The sequence below is a fragment of the Sphingomonas sp. LT1P40 genome (assembly GCF_036663835.1).
GTDB lineage: Bacteria > Pseudomonadota > Alphaproteobacteria > Sphingomonadales > Sphingomonadaceae > Sphingomonas.
In genome coordinates, this window is the sequence record NZ_JAXOJT010000002.1 from 508202 (window position 1) to 524925 (window position 16724).

At 65.2% G+C, this 16724-nt stretch carries 19 protein-coding genes; 12 read left to right on the forward strand and 7 right to left on the reverse strand.

Annotated elements, in window-relative coordinates; genetic code table 11:
• The first annotated feature begins 3 nt into the window (after nt 1-3).
• From U1702_RS13915 to fliS, 7 genes are read left to right on the forward strand one after another with little or no spacing between them, the layout of a single operon-like run.
• The gene (locus U1702_RS13915; RefSeq protein ID WP_332725636.1) at nt 4-258 is read left to right on the forward strand and encodes a flagellar biosynthetic protein FliO; all 255 of its coding nucleotides are present in this window, start codon (nt 4-6) and stop codon (nt 256-258) included.
• Nucleotides 255-1073 carry a flagellar type III secretion system pore protein FliP gene (gene fliP / locus U1702_RS13920; protein WP_332725638.1) on the forward strand — a complete coding sequence of 273 codons (819 nt, stop codon included), beginning with the start codon at nt 255-257 and terminating at the stop codon, nt 1071-1073. The genes U1702_RS13915 and fliP overlap by 4 nt, the downstream gene beginning before the upstream one ends.
• Nucleotides 1074-1083: 10 nt before the next feature.
• Complete coding sequence (fliQ, locus tag U1702_RS13925) at nt 1084-1353, forward strand: flagellar biosynthesis protein FliQ (protein ID WP_332725640.1); 270 nt, start codon at nt 1084-1086, stop codon at nt 1351-1353.
• 3 nt (nt 1354-1356) lie between these two features.
• A complete protein-coding gene (gene fliR, locus U1702_RS13930; protein WP_332725642.1) occupies nt 1357-2130 on the forward strand; it encodes a flagellar biosynthetic protein FliR in 774 nt (257 codons plus the stop codon).
• The gene (gene flhB, locus U1702_RS13935; RefSeq protein WP_332725644.1) at nt 2130-3269 is read left to right on the forward strand and encodes a flagellar type III secretion system protein FlhB; all 1140 of its coding nucleotides are present in this window, start codon (nt 2130-2132) and stop codon (nt 3267-3269) included. Before fliR ends, flhB begins: the two co-directional genes overlap by 1 nt.
• A 33-nt stretch (nt 3270-3302) precedes the next feature.
• Nucleotides 3303-4742, forward strand: a complete 1440-nt coding sequence (gene fliD, locus U1702_RS13940; protein WP_332725647.1) for a flagellar filament capping protein FliD — start codon at nt 3303-3305, stop codon at nt 4740-4742.
• 4 nt (nt 4743-4746) lie between these two features.
• Nucleotides 4747-5148 (forward strand): flagellar export chaperone FliS, encoded by a 402-nt coding sequence (gene fliS / locus U1702_RS13945; protein WP_332725649.1) that lies wholly within the window; start codon nt 4747-4749, stop codon nt 5146-5148.
• 1 nt (nt 5149) lies between these two features.
• On the opposite strand, the gene U1702_RS13950 is transcribed toward fliS, so the two are convergent.
• Nucleotides 5150-6274, reverse strand: coding sequence for a CaiB/BaiF CoA transferase family protein (locus U1702_RS13950; protein WP_332725651.1), 1125 nt, complete (start codon nt 6272-6274; stop codon nt 5150-5152).
• Nucleotides 6275-6301: 27 nt separating this feature from the next.
• Between U1702_RS13950 and U1702_RS13955 the strand changes: the two genes are divergently transcribed.
• Together U1702_RS13955 and U1702_RS13960 are read left to right on the forward strand one after the other, a co-directional pair.
• Nucleotides 6302-6838, forward strand: a complete 537-nt coding sequence (locus U1702_RS13955) for an NADPH-dependent FMN reductase (protein ID WP_332725653.1) — start codon at nt 6302-6304, stop codon at nt 6836-6838.
• 45 nt (nt 6839-6883) lie between these two features.
• Complete coding sequence (locus U1702_RS13960) at nt 6884-7480, forward strand: response regulator (RefSeq protein WP_332725655.1); 597 nt, start codon at nt 6884-6886, stop codon at nt 7478-7480.
• On the opposite strand, the gene U1702_RS13965 is transcribed toward U1702_RS13960, so the two are convergent.
• From U1702_RS13965 to argH, 5 genes are read right to left on the reverse strand one after another with little or no spacing between them, the layout of a single operon-like run.
• Nucleotides 7458-8408: a CorA family divalent cation transporter gene (locus U1702_RS13965; protein WP_332725657.1), complete on the reverse strand. Its 951-nt coding sequence runs from the start codon at nt 8406-8408 to the stop codon at nt 7458-7460. The two genes, U1702_RS13960 and U1702_RS13965, sit on opposite strands and share 23 nt — an antisense overlap.
• Nucleotides 8405-9160, reverse strand: a complete 756-nt coding sequence (locus tag U1702_RS13970; RefSeq protein ID WP_332725659.1) for a precorrin-2 dehydrogenase/sirohydrochlorin ferrochelatase family protein — start codon at nt 9158-9160, stop codon at nt 8405-8407. Before U1702_RS13970 ends, U1702_RS13965 begins: the two co-directional genes overlap by 4 nt.
• Entirely contained in the window at nt 9157-10416 is a 1260-nt protein-coding gene (lysA, locus tag U1702_RS13975) for a diaminopimelate decarboxylase (protein ID WP_332725661.1), read from the reverse strand. The genes U1702_RS13970 and lysA overlap by 4 nt, the downstream gene beginning before the upstream one ends.
• A 17-nt stretch (nt 10417-10433) precedes the next feature.
• On the reverse strand, nt 10434-10670 hold the full coding sequence (locus U1702_RS13980) for a hypothetical protein (RefSeq protein WP_332725663.1): 237 nt from the start codon (nt 10668-10670) through the stop codon (nt 10434-10436).
• Nucleotides 10671-10672: 2 nt separating this feature from the next.
• Nucleotides 10673-12043, reverse strand: a complete 1371-nt coding sequence (gene argH / locus U1702_RS13985; RefSeq protein WP_332725665.1) for an argininosuccinate lyase — start codon at nt 12041-12043, stop codon at nt 10673-10675.
• 16 nt (nt 12044-12059) lie between these two features.
• On the opposite strand from argH, the gene U1702_RS13990 reads away from it, so the two are divergent.
• Together U1702_RS13990 and U1702_RS13995 are read left to right on the forward strand one after the other, a co-directional pair.
• Entirely contained in the window at nt 12060-12662 is a 603-nt protein-coding gene (locus U1702_RS13990) for a TlpA family protein disulfide reductase (protein WP_332725667.1), read from the forward strand.
• A 14-nt stretch (nt 12663-12676) separates the two neighbouring features.
• Nucleotides 12677-13726, forward strand: a complete 1050-nt coding sequence (locus U1702_RS13995; RefSeq protein WP_332725669.1) for a hypothetical protein — start codon at nt 12677-12679, stop codon at nt 13724-13726.
• Here U1702_RS13995 and U1702_RS14000 read toward each other — a convergent pair whose 3' ends face one another.
• Nucleotides 13727-14377 carry a TetR/AcrR family transcriptional regulator gene (locus U1702_RS14000; protein WP_332725670.1) on the reverse strand — a complete coding sequence of 217 codons (651 nt, stop codon included), beginning with the start codon at nt 14375-14377 and terminating at the stop codon, nt 13727-13729. It abuts the gene before it with no gap.
• Between the two features lie 113 nt (nt 14378-14490).
• On the opposite strand from U1702_RS14000, the gene U1702_RS14005 reads away from it, so the two are divergent.
• Complete coding sequence (locus U1702_RS14005; RefSeq protein ID WP_332725672.1) at nt 14491-16719, forward strand: TonB-dependent receptor; 2229 nt, start codon at nt 14491-14493, stop codon at nt 16717-16719.
• The last annotated feature ends 5 nt before the right edge of the window (nt 16720-16724 follow it).

A 16724-nucleotide genomic window follows, 5' to 3' on the forward strand; every position in this document is an offset into this window, starting at 1 on the left:
CCGATGATGTGGTCCTATATTCTCAAGCTGGTGATCCTGCTGCCGCTGGTCTGCGGCCTGCTGATCGGCAGCCTGTATCTGTGGCGCAAGCTGGAGGCGCGGCTGCCGGGCAACCAGAGCGATCGCATGCTGAAGGTAAAGGAGACGATGATGATCTCCGCCGGCGTCCGCATCGCGGTGTTAGAGGTCGAGAACAAGCGGCTGCTGGTTTCGGTCAGCCGGACCGGCGTCACGCTGATCGACCGGATCGACCCGTGAGCGCCAACCTGCGTCTTTTCGCGCTCATTCTGGGGGCGCTCGCACTCGCGCTGTTTCTGGTAGCGCCTGCATTCGCGCAGGCGGCGGCACCGGCGGTGCCGGTCGCGGCACCCGCCACCGCGCCCACACCGGGCGTCGGTGACGCGGTCGATCGCGCGCTGGGCGATCTGGGCGGTGGCGACGCGCCATTGTCGCTGTCGTTGCAGGTGCTCATCATCATGGGCCTGCTCACGGTGCTGCCCGGCATCGTGCTGATGATGACCAGCTTTACGCGGATCATCATCGTGCTGGCGATCCTGCGTCAGGCGCTGGGACTGCAACAGACGCCGCCGAACCAGGTGCTGGTCGGCCTGTCGCTGTTCCTGTCCTTCTTCGTGATGGCACCGACCATCAGCCAGATGAACGCGACCGCGATCCAGCCCTATGCCGAGGGGAAGATCGGCGCGACCGAGATGATCGCCAAGGCGGGCGAACCGCTCCACGCCTTCATGCTGAAACAGACGCGGGTGAAGGACATCACGATGTTCGCCGAACTGGCCAAGACCGGCCCGATCGCGAAGCCCGCCGACACGCCGTTTTCGATCCTGCTGCCCGCTTTCGTCACCAGCGAGCTGAAGACCGCGTTCCAGATCGGCTTCCTGATCTTCCTGCCCTTCATCGTCCTCGACCTGATCGTCGCCACCGTGCTGATGAGTCTGGGCATGATGATGATGTCGCCGACGATCATCTCGATGCCATTCAAGCTGTTGTTGTTCGTGCTGGTCGATGGCTGGGCGCTGACGATGGGCAGTCTCGCTTCAAGCTTTGCGACTTAGGGATCCAAACATGGACGCAGATTATTTCCTGACCGTTGCGCGCGAAGCGATGTGGATCCTCGCGCTTGCTTCCGCGCCCATCCTGATCCCCGCGCTCGTCTCAGGCCTGATCCTGGGCATGGTGCAGGCCGCGACGTCGATCCAGGAGCAGACGCTGACCTTTGTGCCCAAGCTGATCGTCGTGGGCGTGAGCCTGGTGATCTTCGGCGGCATGATCCTGACGCTGCTGGGTGATTTCACGACCGGCATCTTCGAACGAATCCCGGAGCTGGTGCGCTAGATCATGATGGGCTTCGGCCTCTCGATCGAGCCGCAGCTGTGGGCGCTGCTGTTCACGATGGTGCGCGTGGGCGCAGCGTTCGTTGCTGCGCCGGTGTTCGGGGCGGTGTCGGTGCCTTTGAATGTGCGCGTTGTGCTGACGGCCGCGATCGGCATCCTGACGATGAACGCAGTGCCGATCCAGGCACCGGGCGAGATGTTTGCGCTCAACACCTTTCTGGCGATCGGGGCGGAGGCCTTGGTCGGCCTGTCGCTGGGCTTCATCCTGCAGATCGCGTTCGCCGCGCCGCTGGTGGCGAGCGAAGTGATCGGCGTGTCGATGGGGCTGTCCTTCGCCACCGCGATCAACCCGCAGAGCGGCCAGTCCAGCCCGGCGCTGGGCCAGTTCCTGACGATCCTGCTGACCCTGTTGTTCCTCGCCGTGGACGGGCATCTCGTGCTCGTCGAGCTGGTGGTGCGTTCCTATGAATTGCTGCCGCCGGGGCAGGCGTGGCTGACGCCGGGCAAGCTCCAGAATATCGCGTTGTTCGGCGGCTATGCCTTCTTTGCCGGACTGCTGCTGGCGCTGCCGGTCGGCTTTCTGCTGCTGTGCCTCAACATCGTCGTCGGCATGATCTCGCGCTCCGCCCCCGCGCTCAACCTGTTCGCCATCGGCATTCCCGCCAGTCTGGCGATGGGCGTGCTGGCGTTGCTCGTCGGCATGCCCGCAATGGGCGATTACATGCTGGTCATCGTCCGTGAAGGGCTGGATGCGGCCCAAACCCTGGTGCTCGGCTGATGTCGGAGTCATCGGGGGAAAAGACACAAGCACCAACACCCAAGCGCAAGCAAAAGGCGCTTGAACAAGGCGACATGATCAAGTCGCGTGATTTCGGCGCGGCGCTGGTGGTGCTGCTCGGTTGCGGGTGGATGGTGATGATGGGGCCGGAACTGCTCGGCGCGTGCAAGGAAGTGATGTCGGCCAGCTTCACCTTTGGCCGCGCCGATATCGAGAGTTTTCAGCCGTGGAAGCCGCTGGCGACCGCCGGATGGAAGCTCGCCCCGTCGCTGGTCGCATTGCTTGCGGTCACGTTCGTCGGTGCAATTCTCAGTCAGGCGGGCCTGGGCGCGCTGCATTTCCAAATGAAGCTGATCCAGCCCAAGGGCAATCGCATCAATCCCGGCTCCGGACTGAAGCGTATCTTCGGCGCGACCGGCTGGATCGAATTGTTCAAGTCGCTGCTGAAGGTCGTGCTGCTCGGTGGCATGGGTGGGTGGATGCTGTGGGGCGCGGCGGGGCCGATGATGGGGCTGGTTTCGTCCGACCTGACCCAGGCGGTACGCGCGCTTGGCGACACCTTCACCACGCTGATCTTCGTGATGGCGGGCGGGTTGCTGCTGATCGCAGGCGTCGATCTGCCGATCCAGCTGTTCCGCCATTTCCAGCGGCTCAAGATGAGTATGCAGGAACTGAAGGACGAGCATAAGGAAAGCGAAGGGTCGCCCGAGACCAAAAGCGCGCAACGCCAGCGGCAGCGCGAGATGGCGAAGGGCGGCCTGCGCAAGAGCGTGGCGACGGCGCATGTCGTGCTAACCAACCCGACGCATTTCTCGGTCGCGTTGCGGTATGAATCGGGCAGCGATCAGGTGCCGGTGGTGGTCGCCAAGGGGCGCGGCGAGATCGCGCTGGCGATCCGCGAACTGGCCGACGAATTCGCCGTGCCGAAGCTGGAAATCCCCGCGCTCGCCCGTGCCGTCTATTTCACCAGCCGCGAGGGGCAGGAGATCCGCGACGATCTGTATCTGGCGGTGGCGACGGTGCTGGCGTTCGTCTTCGGCCTCGACAAGCGTGCCGGCGGACGGATGCCGGCGATCAACGTGCCGGAAACTGCGCGCTTCGACGAACACGGCCAAATCGACCTAAAGGCGGCGCGGTGATGGCCGTTAACCGTTACATAGGGGGACGCAACCGTGGCTGTTGAATCGATTGCGAAAACCATCGGCACCGGATCGGGCATCGACACGACGGCGTTGGTCAGCCAGCTGGTCGAGGCGCAGTTCGAGGTCAAGAATGCGACGCTGACCCGGCGCGAGGAGGCGCTGACCGTGCAAATCTCCGCCGCAGCGACGCACAAGAGCAATATCACCACATTCGCCAGCGCACTCTCGACGCTGTCGCGCAGCGGATCGTTGGCGACTCAGCCGACGACATCGAACAGCGCGATCCTGAACGTCTCGCGTCTCAGCGGCGCCAGCCTCACCAACCTCAACGCGCGGGTCGAGGTGCGCCAGCTCGCCGCGCCGCAGACGGCCGCCGCTACGCCGGTGGCTGACAAGACCGCCGCAGTCGGGCGCGGCACGCTGACGCTCACCTTTGGCACGGCGACCGTTACGGGCGGGTCGATGACGGCGTTCACGCCGGGCAGCGGCACGCCTGTGACCATCGCCATCGGCGAGAACAATTCCAGCCTCGACGGGATTGTCGCCGCGATCAACACGGCGAATGCGGGCGTCACTGCCTCTATCCTGACCGATGCGGCGGGATCGCGGCTGGTGGTCAAGAGCGGTACCGGCGAAACGCGCGCGTTCACGCTGACCGCGACCGAAACGGCGGGGCATGAAGGGCTTGCCGCGCTGAACATCGGTATCGGCGCGACCGGCACCACGATCGGCAGCACCGCCGCCGACGCCATCGTTGCGATCGACGGCGTGCAGCTGCGCCGCGACTCCAATTCGATTTCCGATCTTGTCCCCGGCGTGAAGCTCGATCTCGCCTCCGCCCAGCCCGGCACCATCGTCAATATCGGCAAGACGCTGCCGACGAGCGCGCTGCTTCAGTCGGTGCAGGACTTCGTGGACACTTATAATGAGGTGTTCTCGGCCCTTCGTACCGATCTCGATCCCGTGACCGGATCGCTGCGTGCGGATACTGCGGCCAAGACGCTGAAGCGGCAGATGCAGCAGCTGACGCTGACCCCGATTGCCACCGCCGGTGCCGCAGGATCGCCGACGACGCTGTCGCAGATCGGGGTGAAGACCAACCGCGACGGATCGCTGACGCTCGACACCACCGCGCTGACCAAGGCGCTGGTCAACCATCCCGATGCGGTGGAGAAGATGTTCGCCCAGCCCAGCGGCGCTTCGACCACCAGCAACGGCCTGTCCGCCGCGCTCGACCTCATTTCCGGCGCCGCGTCTAGCGCGACGCGCGGGCTGGGCGCGAGCGAATTACGCTACACCAATGCCAAGGCCGACATCATCGAGGACAAGACCGAGGTGCTGGAAAAGACCGAGGCGTTGCGCACGCGCATGACCCGGCAATTCGCCACGATGGATGCCAAGGTCGCGGTCTATAAATCCACGATGAGCTTCCTCGAATCGCAGGTTGACGCCTGGAACAGCCAGGATTGATGCGATGAGAAGCCCGATGCGCCCCAATGCGAAAGCCGCCGCCACCTATCGCTCGATCGACGCGGTGGGTCGCACGTCCGCCGCGCTCGATCCGCACCAACTGGTCGAGCTGATGTACAAGGAGTGTATCGCCGCCCTTCGCGCCGCCGCCTTTGCCGCTGAAAAGCGCCAGCTGGCGGTGAAGAGCGAGCGTATCGCACGCGCCACAGCAATCATGTTCGCGCTCGAATCGAACCTGGATTTCGAGCGTGGTGGCGAAGTGTCGCGCACGCTCGCCACGCTCTATCACGGCCTGCGTTCGCAAATCATCAACGCCAGTATCGGGAACGATCCGGTGCCGTTTCGTGCGGTCGCGGACGATCTGGAAGAAATTGCCGGCGCGTGGAGTCAGGCGCGGGCCGCCTGAACTAACTTGCCCAGCGCGACAGGATTTCGCCCACCGAACTCGCTTCCGCTGCCGGCGCAATCGCCGATCTGGGCTTGAACAGCGGTGCCGTCGCCGCCCCCGCCGGTCCAACTGCGACCGGTCGGCGGGCCAGCACATGCGGGTGGTGCAGCGCCTCCTCCAGCGACAGCACAGGCGTAACGCACGCCTCGCTCTCGGCGAAATGCCGCACCCATTCGTCGCGGGTGCGCGCGACGAAGCGTTCGGCGAAGCGACTCGCCATTGTCGGCCAGACGGCGCGGTCGAATTGCGCAAACGTCCCCGCACCAAAGCCAAGCCCCGCGCACAACACGTCGAAATAGCGCGGTTCGATCGCGCCGACCGCGACATGCCCGCCATCGGCACAGGCATAACTGCGGTAAAAGGGCGCACCGCCATCCACCAGATTGCTTTCGCGCCGGTCGAGCCAGCGGCCCGACGCGAACAGGCTTTGCGTGAGCGCCATCAGCGTGCCGACCCCGTCGATCGCCGCTGCATCCACGACGCGGCCCTCACCGGTCGCCTGCGCGCCCATGATCCCCGCGACCATCCCCAGCGCCAGGAACATCGCGCATCCGGCATGGTCGCCCAACAGGTTGAGCGGCGCGACCGGCATATCCGCGGTGCCGATCGCGTGTAGCGCGCCGGTCAGCGCCAGCACGTTGATGTCGTTGCCCGGCCGTCCGGCCAGCGGCCCGCTCTGGCCCCACGCACTGGCGCGGCCATAGACCAGCGCCGGGTTACGCGCTCTGCACGGATCGGGGCCTAATCCCAGCGCCTCCATCGACCCCGGCTGCATCCCCTCGATAAGGCCGTCGGCATGGGTGACGAGATCGAGCAGTTCGGCGATCGCGGCGGGGTGGCGGAAATCGAGCGTCACATCCTGTCGTCCACGATACAAAGCAGGGACGATGCCGCTGGCGCTGGTCCCTGGCGGTGCGACACGCACGATCTCGCACCCCAGGTCGGCGAGCAGCATGGCCGCGAACGGCACCGGGCCGATCGCGTCGATCTCGATAATGCGTACCCCCGTCAGCGGCCCCTGAGATTGTACCTGCGATTGCACCCGTTGCTCCTTGCGCGGCCCCGCACGATGCGGGTGGCCCATCGCGCCTGTTTCGGCTAGCGCCGCGCGATGAGCAAGCCGCACATCGTCGCCCTTGGTGGAACCTCACGCCCCGATTCGGCAACGGGGCGCGCGCTCGCGCATTGCCTGGAACTGGCCGAGGCGCGGGGTGCGCGCACGACCTTGCTGACCGGCGAGGCGATCAATTTCCCGCATTATGAGCTGGGCGGAGCCAGCGGCAATGCGGCGATCGAGCGCTTTGTTGCGGTACTGCGCGATGCCGACGCGATCATCGTCGGCTCGCCCGGCTATCACGGCTCGCTGTCGGGCATGGTCAAGAACGCGCTCGATCATGTCGAGTTGTTGCGCAAGGACCAGCGCCCCTATTTCGACGGCATGCCGGTCGGGCTGGTGGCGACGGCGGGCGGCTGGCAGGCGGCGGTATCGACGCTGGCCGCGCTGCGTACCGTGATCCACGCCCTGCGCGGCTGGCCCACGCCGCTGGGCGTCGCCATCAACACCGGTGTCGAGGGCGATGCGGTGGGCGACGCCTCGCCGCAACTGTGCATCATGGTCGATCAGCTGCTGGGATTCCTGAAGCGCTGAATGTGGTTAACCGGATCGTGACGATCCGGCACTAGCATCGCCCGCATGGGACAGACTCTCCTGGCATCCGGCGATGCGCGTCGGCGCGGCGTTCGCACCATATTGGTGGTGGACGACAGCCGCACCAACCTCAACGTCGTCGGCGCGCGATTGGGTCAGCTCGGCTATCTGGTCGTGCTGTGCGACAATGGTCGTGAGGCGATCGACCTGATCGGTGCGCGCGGGTTCGATCTCGTGCTGCTCGACATGATGATGCCGCGCGTCTCCGGCCTCGATGTGCTGGCCGAACTGCGCAGCGCGATCGATACCGTCGACCTGCCCGTCATCATGATTACCGCGCGCAGCGACAGCGGTGCGGTGGTTGCGGCGCTCGCCGCCGGGGCCGACGATTATGTCGCCAAACCGTTCGATTTCGAGGTGCTTGCCGCGCGGATCGAACGCACGCTGGAACGCGGCACCCGCCTGTCGGAGCTCAAGCGCTCGGTCGCCGCACTCGATGCGCGCATCGCCGCGCGCGCGATCGAACTGGGCGAAACGCGCACCGAACTCGCCGTCACCCGCGCCGACCGCGCACGGCTGGTCAGCTCGATCCAGTCGCTAAATGCAGAGGTCGAGCGGCTTAGCGGAACCAGTGCCGCCTGACGAAATAGGTCGTGACCACTGCGGCGACAGCGATGCTGAAGCCGGTAATCACCCAGAATGAAAACGGATGATCGTCATAGGGAATGCCCTTCACGTTCATGCCGAACAGCCCGGTGATGAAGGTCAGCGGCAGGAAGATCATCGCCGCCACCGCAATCACGAGGCTGCGCTGATCGATCAGTTCGGCGCGAAGGTCAGTCAGCGTTTCGTGGATCAGCGCGGCGCGCTCACGGATGCTTTCCAGTTCCTCGGCCATGCGCGCGGCGCGGTCGGCGGCGGCGGAGATGTGCAGCCGGTCTTCATCGCTCAACCAGCGGACGGGCAGGGTGGCGAGCGTCTCCAGCGCTACCCGCTGGGGATAGAGGAAGCGGCGATAACCGATCGCGGTCCGCCGCGCGTGATTGACCTGACGACGCAGCTCGAACGCGCGGCGCCCATCCAGCTGCTCCTCGCAATCGTCGAGCGAATCGCCCAGATCGGCGACTTGCGGATCGAGCTGCCCGGTGATCGTGCTGGCGAGGACCGCGATCAAGTCGCCCGCATCGCGGATCGACCCGGCTTCGGTCGCGGCGCGCGCCGCGTCGAGCGCATCGAGCGGTAGGCGCGTGACCGAAATGACCCTGTCGCCCTCCGCATAGAGCCGGATCGACGCCAGCGGATCGGAACTCGCCATCGTCGCATGCGTCATGCCGCGCAGATTGAGCACCGCGCCGCCATTCACCTGTTCGCAGCGCGGGCGGGTTTCAAGCGCGGTGAGTGCCTCGATCACGAACCGGTCAAGCTGTGCGGTTGCGCTCAGCCAATGCTGCACCTCTTCGTCGCGCGACGTAAGATGAATCCAAACGAACCCGCGCCGCGCGGCAATGCCCTGCTCAGGCGTGGTTTCACGCACGCCGTTGCGCGCGACGACGTAGGCAAAGCCGCTCATCGCGCCATCTCCAGGTCGATCGTCAGGCCCGGCAGATCGGCGGGCGGGGCGGTGCATTCGATGCGATCGGCATCGGCGCGGGCGCGAGTGAGGATATCGAGGGGCACGTCCGGGCGGTGTGTAATCCGGTCGGCCTGCGACAGCAATCGCGCCTCCCGCAGCGTCAGCTCGTCCGGATCGGCGGAACGCAACTCGATCCGCACGAGTCCGCCTGCGCCCGCCGCCGGATCGGCGAGCCAGCGTTCCACGGCATCGGCGGATTGCGCCACCAACGGATCGAGCGGACCGGACAGGGCAGTTCCAATCGCGTGCCGTCGCTCGCCGCCATCGGGCCAGCGCGCCCGCATCGCATCGCGCGCCCGTCCCAGTGAATCGGCGAGCTGACCGAGCGTCGCCGGGATCAGCGGCTCCAACCGCTGCCGCAAAGCCGCCGCCAGCCCTGCCGATGCGCCGCCGGTGCCGATTGCGATCGTTACCGGATCGCGCTCGACGATCGCGGGCAGGGTGAAGTCGCACAGATCGGGCCGGTCGGCGACGTTGACGAGCACGCGCCGCGTCTTCAGCCGCGTCACCACCGGCTCCGGATCGTCACAGGCGATCAGCGCGAGCGGCGCATCGCCGTCCTCCGCGACGATCACTGCCCCCGCGCGCTCCAGCAAGCGGCGCTTGGCCTCCGCCGCCGCGCCGTCACCGATCAGGATCACGGGCCGCCCGTCCATCCGGACGAAGACCGGCAATCCCGATCGTTTCATCGGACCCACTCGGGCACGCGCTCGGCACCCATGATCGTCTCGGGCTGGATGCGGTCGGCGACCACCGCGAATCTGTCGCCCGACACCAGCACCTCCGGCACCAAAGCACGACTATTATAGGTCGAGGCCATCGTCGCGCCATAAGCACCCGCAGTGCGGAACACGGCGAGGTCGCCCGACCGCACGACGTCGATCTCGCGGCCCATTGCAAATGTATCGCCGGTTTCGCACACCGGTCCCGCGATATTGGCGATCATCTTCTCACCCGTAGGCTCGACCGCCTCGAAATCGTGATAGGCATCGTAAAGCGCCGGTCGCGCCAAGTCGTTCATCGCCGCATCGACGATGACATAGGGGTTGCCGTTGGCGGGCTTCACCCAGATCACCTCGGTCGCCAGCACCCCGGCATTGCCGCAGATGAAGCGGCCCGGTTCGAACATCAGCGTCACGTCCCAGCCCTCGGTCACGCGCCTGACCATCGCGCCGAAATCTTCGGCCGACGAAACCTGTTCGCCGGGATGATAGGGCACGCCAAGGCCACCGCCCAGATCGACATGGGTGATCGTGTGTCCGGCAACGCGCAGCTGTGCGACCAGCTCGCCGACGCGCGTGTACGCAGCTTCGAGCGGGGCCAGCGTCTTGAGCTGGCTGCCGATATGGATCGCCACGCCGCGCAGATCGAGGCCGGGCAGCTGCGACAACCGGTCGAAAATGCCGGGTGCGCGATCGATCGCCACGCCGAACTTGTTCTCCGCCTTGCCGGTCGAGATTTTGGCGTGGGTGCCGGCATCGACATCGGGGTTCACGCGCAGCACGGCGGGCGCGGTCTTGCCCTGGGCATGGGCAAGCGCGGCGAGCACTTCGCCTTCCTCTTCCAGCTCCAAGTTGAATTGGCCGATGCCTTGGTCGAGGCCAAGTTGCAGCTCGGCGCGCGTCTTGCCGACGCCGGAAAAAACGATGTCCTGTGGCTTCATCCCCGCCGCCAGCGCGCGCTTCAACTCGCCACCTGACACGACATCCGCACCGTAACCCTGTCTTGCGAGCACACCCAGCACGGCGAGGTTAGGGTTCGCCTTGATCGCAAAGGCGATGTGGACGCGCGGCAGTTCGCTCAGCGCGGCTTTCAGCACCTGCGCATGCCGCTCCAACGTGGCGGTCGAATAGATATAGACGGGGGTGCCGACCGCTGCCGCGATGGCGGGAATGGCGACGTCCTCGGCGTGCAGCACGCCGTTCCTGCGATTGAAATGGTCCATGAAACGGGTCTTCTCGATTATTGCGGCGGCAGATCGAACTCGTCGCTGCGGCGTTCTTCGGAGCTGCGCAGCACTTCGTCGCTGCGCGTCGGGCGAGTCTGGGGCGATGCCTCGACCAATTGGTCGGGGGTCGGGGTGGCGACAGCCCCATAGGGTTTCGGCGGAAGCGATGCCCCCGCGGCCGGTTTCAACTCCGCCTTGTTGCCGCACGCCGCCACGGCCAATGCCGCCAGCACTATCAACGCAACTCGCATCGTCACTCCTCTCGCGCGGCTCGTGCCGCCGATATCGCTTCGCGCACCCGGATCGGCGCGGTCCCGCCGAAACTGGTGCGGCTGGCCACCGATGCATCGACGCTCAGCACATCGAACGCGCGCATATCGATCCTCTCGTCGATTGCGGTCAGGTCCGCAAGGTCGAGCTGGTCCAGCCGCACCCCCTTCGCCTCAGCCGCCGCCACTGCGCGACCGGTGATATGATGCGCCTCCCGAAACGGGATGCCGCCTTCGCGCACCAGCCAGTCGGCGAGGTCGGTCGCGGTGGCAAAGCCCGATTCGGCGAGGCCGCGCATCCGGTCGGTGCGGAACTCTGCGCTCTCGATCATGCCGGTCATCGCCGCGATCGACAGGCCGAGCAGGTCATGCGCCTCGAACACCGGCGGCTTGTCGTCCTGCATGTCCTTGGAATAGGCGAGCGGCAGGCCCTTCATCGTGATCATCAGCGCGGTGAGGCAGCCGATGATGCGCCCGCTATGCCCGCGCACCAGCTCCGCCGCATCGGGATTGCGCTTTTGCGGCATGATCGAGCTGCCGGTCGACCATTGGTCCGACAGCCGCACGAAACCGAACGGCTGGCTCGCCCAGATCACGAATTCCTCGGCCAGGCGGCTGAGGTGGAGTGAGCATTGTGCAGCCGCCATCAGGTAATCGAGTGCGAAATCCCGGTCGCTGACCGCATCGAGCGAATTGCGCGTCGGGCCGTCGAAGCCAAGCGCCGCGGCCGTCGCATCGCGGTCGAGGTCGAAGCCGGTCCCCGCCAGCGCCGCCGATCCCAGCGGGCAACGATTGCCGCGCGCGCGGGCGTCGGTGAAGCGGCTGATATCCCGGGCCATCATCTCGAAATAGGCCATCAGGTGATGCCCCAGCGTCACCGGCTGCGCGCTCTGCAAATGTGTGAAGCCCGGCATCACGCTGTCGGCATGTTCCTCGGCCCGCGTCAGCAGCGCGTCCTGCAACGCGGTCAGCGCCGCCAGCACCTGATCGGTGGCGTCGCGCACCCATAGCCGGAAATCGGTTGCCACCTGATCGTTGCGGCTGCGCGCGGTATGAAGGCGACCCGCGACCGCCCCGATCTTCTCCGCCAGCCGCGCCTCGGTCAGCATATGGATATCTTCGAGCGCCAGATCTTCGGGCACGCCGTCGCGGGCATAGTCCGCCGCAACGGCGTCGAGACCGGCGGAAATCGTCGCCGCATCCTCAAGCGCCACGATGCCCTGCCGGCCCAGCATCGCAACATGCGCCTGTGATCCTGCGATATCCTGCTGCCACATTCGCTTGTCGAACGGGATCGATGCGTTAATCTCGCGCATCACCGACGACGGGCCTTCGGCGAAGCGCCCGCCCCACATGGAATTGGAGTCTGTCTTGCGCCCGACGATCGCGCTTCTCCCGATATTGTTCGGCGCATTAGCGCTTGGAACCGCTGGCTGCGATAGGGCCAAGGATGCTGGCGAGCAAGCAAACCCAACTGTCGCCGCCGATAGCGAGCCTGCGGCGGAGAACGCCAGCGACGAACCCGAACGCGTCGGCACGCTCGACCGCAGCAACAAGGGGGAAGCGGCCCCGGCGCATGTGTTTCAGGCACCGGACGGCAAGCCGGTGACGCTGGCCGCGTTCAAGGGCAAGCCGCTGCTGCTCAACCTGTGGGCGACCTGGTGCGCACCGTGCATCCGCGAAATGCCGATGCTCGACCGGCTGGCGGTGCGCGAGGGCGATAAGTTGCAGGTCGTGGTGATCAGCCAGGATCTGGAGGGCGCGGAGAAGGTCACGCCATTCTTTGCGAAATCGGGGTTCAAGGCGTTGCAGCCCTATCTCGATCCCGAAGTGAAATTCTCGACCGGCTATGGCGTCAATTTGCCGACGACTATCCTTTACGATGCTCAGGGGCGTGAGGTGTGGCGCGTGTCGGGTGACATGGACTGGGACGGCGAGACGGCGAAGGCGTGGATTGCGGAGGCATCGAAGTAACGGAGCGACGTGCGATGAAGATTCTGTGGCTTGCACTTGCCAGCCTTGTTTTCGCAGCCGCGCCGACGCTGGCTGATCAGGCCGGCAAGGCGCCCGTCGACGATGTGTTCGAGCGCGGGTGCGGCGATGATAACGGAATCGACCGTTGTTCGGATGCGGTGCAGGACAAAATGAGATCCTTGTACGGTTTCGAGTCCGGCAAGGATCTGATCGCGCGCGGCATCACGTTCCGGAGGGTCATGCTGGTCGATGGCTATGGCCGGGACGTCGTCGCCATCTCCGCGCACAGGATACTCGGTCGGGCACCCGTCATCGAGGTCCGAATCCCCGGGGCACCCAAAGCTCAGGCTGCGACTTTGGAAGCTACGCTTAGCAGTGAAGTGTGGGCGCGTGTCATCGCGGAGTCCACGAATTTCGACCGCGACTTGGTGCGCAGAAAAGGGGTGACTGAGGATGAAATCTCGCTCTGCCTCCATGCGTGGTTTGCCGTGGGGGAAGCGGGGGATGCGCGCCGGATCGAACAACATATTCTGCCGGAGCAGTTCACCGAGCCAGTGTACCGTCGCGATGCCGAAACCGCATGTGGTGGAGGTCTCGGAATGTCGTTCGCCTTTCGCCTCGCTGACATTGCGTATGAGGCGCTGGCGGAATGCGGCACAGTCGATCGTGCGACCGTTCGGAATATCCCGATGCTCCTCGCAGCTTGCTCGGCACTAAAGGGCGATCGGCAATCCGCCGGTGAAGCGCTCGCCGTGCTTCACAAGCTCCGTCCTGGCATTGGATTAACCCAGAAGGAAAGCGATCGGCTCGTCGCACATAATGCGGACTCGGTTCAGCCGCAGCTGTGGTCGCTCCTACAGAGCGCAGGGGCAATCTTCTTCGATTCCCCCGATGGCGTCGATGTCGATCACGTCACCGTGCGTGGCACCGCCTTCTATTGGAACACGGACAAGCCTGACGATGATGAAGAGGCAACAGTCGAACTGGCACTGATCCGCCAACTAGACCAATTCGTCGTAAAAAGCCTGCGGGTATCCGAACGACGACCGAAGAAGGCCACCTGACTAACGCACCCCCAACCCCCGCGCCAGCATCTCCGCCACGGTATCCGCCACCGCATCCGGCGTCTGGTCCGCGTCCCACACGCCATAGCGCAGGCCCAGGAACACGTTCATCCCCATGATCGCCCAGGCGTGGACCTCCGACACGTCCGCGCGGACCTCGCCGCGTTCGGCGGCGGCTTTCAGGCGGGCGGCGATGCGGTCGGCGGTGGTGGCGTAGTGGAGGCGGAAGCTTTCGGGATCGACGAACTCGGCTTCATCGATGATGCGGTAGATTTCCTTGTGCTGCCGGACGAACTCGATGAACGTCGCCAGGCCCGCGCGCTCGGCGGCGATCTGGTCGGGGGCGGCGCGGATCGCGGGGGCGACGTGTTCGCGGACCTGATCGCTCATGTCGCGGACCAGCGCGCGGAACACCGCGTCCTTTGAATCGAAATAGGTGTAAAAGCTGCCCAGCGCGACACCGGCGCGGCGAGTGATCCCGCTGATCGACCCCTCGTGAAAGCCTTTTTCGCCGAATTCGGCAGCGGCGGCGTCGAGGATCGTTCGTAGCGTTCGTCGCCCACGCGCGGTGCGCGGCTCCTTGCCTTCGCTCGCCGCGCTTTCGCTCTTTGCTTCGGTGACTGTGGCCTCCGTGCCACTATTTTCGGTCACTCGCCCTCTCCCTTGAAACCGGAAGTTGAAACCCGGTTCATGTTTCAGTATAGCGTCCTCCAACGTCTGACAAGCCGGGGCTCAGCCCGGCTATTTCTGGGGAGGAAGCACCGATGCTACGCCTGATTCCGTCTGCTCGCACAATTCTATACGCAGGCGCCGCTTTTGGCGCGCTCGCCGCCGCGCCCGCTTTCGCGCAGGATGTTCCTGCCGATACCGCCGTCGAAGACGAAGCCGCTTCGGGCGAAATCGTCGTCACCGCGCGCCGTCGCGAAGAAAGCCTGATCGACGTGCCGATCTCGATGTCCGTGGTTACTGGCGATTCGCTGGTTCGCAGCGGCGCACCAGACATCACCGCGCTGCAGGACAAGACCCCGAACCTGACGCTGCAGATCGCACGCGGTTCCAACTCCACGCTGATCGCGTTCAGCCGCGGTGTCGGCCAGCAGGATCCGCTGTGGGGCTTCGAGCCGGGCGTCGCGCTGTATATTGACGACGTTTATGTCGCACGGCCCCAAGGCGCGGTGCTCGACATTTTCGACGTCGAGCGGGTCGAAGTGTTGCGCGGGCCACAGGGTACGCTTTATGGCCGCAACACCATTGGCGGCGCGGTAAAGTACGTCACGCGCCGGCTGGGCAATGATTACAAGGCGTCGGCGCGCGCGTCCTATGGTTCGTACAACCAGATCGACCTGGTGGGGCAGGTCGTCGTGCCGCTGGGCGATACGCTGTCGTTCGGCGCGGCGGTCGCGCAGTACTGGCGCGACGGGTACGGCACCAACCTGACGACGGGTGCCGAGCATTATAACAAAAACGTGCTGGCCGGTCGGGTTTCGGCTGAGTTCACGCCATCGGACACTATCTTCCTCCGCGTCGCCGCCGATCGCGTGCTCGATCGCTCCAACCCGCGCCACGGCACGCGTTTGCTGCCCAATGGCGTCGATCCGATCTATGCGCCGACCGCCAGCGTTTATGACACGCGCGCCGGGATCGGCGATTACAACCGGGTCGAGACGCGCGGGGTTTCGGTCACCGGTGAGGTCAATCTGTCCGATGCGCTGACGTTCAAGACGATCACCGCATGGCGCGACGGCAGCACCGACACGGTGATCGACTTCGACAACACCATCCTGCCCACGCTCGACATCCCGGCGGACTATTCCGACCGCCAGTTCACGCAGGAGCTGCAGTTCCTGTATGAAGGCGAACGGCTTCAGGGCGTGTTCGGCCTTTATTACCTGAACGGTCGCGCGAGCGGCGCGTTCGATACCGTCATCGGCCTCGCCAACCTCACCACGCTGACCGCCGGTGAAGTGTTCACCAAAAGCTATGCCGCGTTCGGTGATTTCAGTTTTGACCTGAGCGAGCAGTTCAAGATCTCGGCGGGCCTGCGTTATACGCGCGACGAAAAGACCGGCACCGTGTTCCGCCGCAACTATACCGGTATCCGGTCCCCGCGCTTCGGCAATGCCGCAGCGGTCCCCGGCCTGATCCGTTCCGATTACACCAACAGCCGCGAGTTCGAGAAATTCACGCCGCGCGTGAGTCTCAGCTATCAGCCGAACGACGACCTGAATTTCTATGCCAGCTATGGCAAGGGCTTCAAATCGGGCGGGTTCGACATGCGCGGCGACGTGGTGCTGACGCCGACCACCGCCAATGGCTATGAGCCGGAGACGATCGACAGCTACGAAGTCGGCGTGAAGGGCGCGTTCCTCGACCGCACGTTGTTCGTCAACGCCGCCGGTTTCTATTCGAACTACAAGGATCAGCAGGTCACCATTCAGGTGCCGTCGCTGCCCAGCGGCATCGCCAGTTTCGTCGACAATGCGGGCAAGGGCGTCATCTATGGCTTTGAGCTGGAAACGCGGATGGTGCCGTCGCGCAACTTCTCCGCCAGCGTCGTGGTCGGTTACACCAATGCCGACTACAAGGAGTTCTTCACCTTCATCGGCGGCGGCACCACCCCGGTCGACGTGTCGAATGCGCGCGCATTCCAGAACACACCGGAATGGACCGCCAACGCGTCGTTCACCTGGTCGCACGATGTGGCGGGCGGCTCCCTCGCCTTCACCCCGGCGGTGTCGCTGCGCAGCGACATCCAGATGTTCGAACTGGCGACCCCGGCGCTCGATCAGGACGGCTATGCGCTGGTCGAGGCATCGCTCAACTGGACGTCGGGCGATGGCCGTTACCGGATCGGCGTGGCCGGTCGCAACCTGACCGATGCGCGCTACCGCGTCGGCGGCTACAACTTCCCCGGCGCGCTCACCGGCAACTCGGTGATCGGCTATTACGGTCCGCCGCGCACGGTGACCGGCACGTTCGAGGTGAAGTTCTGAGGGTC

Excerpts from the sequence above, each read along its gene's own strand:
- U1702_RS13915 (WP_332725636.1), top strand. The coding sequence starts at position 4 with ATGATGTGGTCCTATATTCTCAAGCTGGTGATCCTGCTGCCGCTGGTC.
- fliQ (WP_332725640.1), top strand. The coding sequence starts at position 1,084 with ATGGACGCAGATTATTTCCTGACCGTTGCGCGCGAAGCGATGTGGATC.
- fliR (WP_332725642.1), top strand. The coding sequence starts at position 1,357 with ATGATGGGCTTCGGCCTCTCGATCGAGCCGCAGCTGTGGGCGCTGCTG.
- flhB (WP_332725644.1), top strand. The coding sequence starts at position 2,130 with ATGTCGGAGTCATCGGGGGAAAAGACACAAGCACCAACACCCAAGCGC.
- fliS (WP_332725649.1), top strand. The coding sequence starts at position 4,747 with ATGAGAAGCCCGATGCGCCCCAATGCGAAAGCCGCCGCCACCTATCGC.
- U1702_RS13950 (WP_332725651.1), bottom strand. The coding sequence starts at position 6,274 with ATGGGCCACCCGCATCGTGCGGGGCCGCGCAAGGAGCAACGGGTGCAA.
- U1702_RS13955 (WP_332725653.1), top strand. The coding sequence starts at position 6,302 with ATGAGCAAGCCGCACATCGTCGCCCTTGGTGGAACCTCACGCCCCGAT.
- U1702_RS13960 (WP_332725655.1), top strand. The coding sequence starts at position 6,884 with ATGGGACAGACTCTCCTGGCATCCGGCGATGCGCGTCGGCGCGGCGTT.
- U1702_RS13965 (WP_332725657.1), bottom strand. The coding sequence starts at position 8,408 with ATGAGCGGCTTTGCCTACGTCGTCGCGCGCAACGGCGTGCGTGAAACC.
- U1702_RS13970 (WP_332725659.1), bottom strand. The coding sequence starts at position 9,160 with ATGAAACGATCGGGATTGCCGGTCTTCGTCCGGATGGACGGGCGGCCC.
- lysA (WP_332725661.1), bottom strand. The coding sequence starts at position 10,416 with ATGGACCATTTCAATCGCAGGAACGGCGTGCTGCACGCCGAGGACGTC.
- U1702_RS13980 (WP_332725663.1), bottom strand. The coding sequence starts at position 10,670 with ATGCGAGTTGCGTTGATAGTGCTGGCGGCATTGGCCGTGGCGGCGTGC.
- argH (WP_332725665.1), bottom strand. The coding sequence starts at position 12,043 with ATGTGGGGCGGGCGCTTCGCCGAAGGCCCGTCGTCGGTGATGCGCGAG.
- U1702_RS13995 (WP_332725669.1), top strand. The coding sequence starts at position 12,677 with ATGAAGATTCTGTGGCTTGCACTTGCCAGCCTTGTTTTCGCAGCCGCG.
- U1702_RS14005 (WP_332725672.1), top strand. The coding sequence starts at position 14,491 with ATGCTACGCCTGATTCCGTCTGCTCGCACAATTCTATACGCAGGCGCC.